This window comes from Bradyrhizobium sp. Kon10 (assembly GCF_055807395.1).
Map to the genome: position 1 here is coordinate 1 of NZ_JBVVOZ010000426.1, position 233 is coordinate 233.

At 65.7% G+C, this 233-nt stretch carries 1 pseudogene; it reads left to right on the forward strand.

The features are described 5' to 3' along the window. Positions 1 to 233, forward strand: a pseudogene (locus AC0L2O_RS37615) (TSUP family transporter); the annotation flags it as partial.

A 233-nucleotide genomic window follows, 5' to 3' on the forward strand; every position in this document is an offset into this window, starting at 1 on the left:
GCTCCTTTCGGCATTCTCGGCGGCTGCCTCGGCGCCTTCGTGCTGACCTAGTTCGACGGCGACATGGTGAAGCCCTACGTCACGACCTATCTCGCTGTGATCGGGCTCTGGCTGTTCCTCCGGTCGTTCCGCAAGATCCCCAGCAATCCGGTTCCTACCCGTCTTGTGGCGCCGCTGGGCACTGTCGGCGGCTTCCTCGACGCTGCAGGCGGCGGCGGATGGGGTCCGATGGT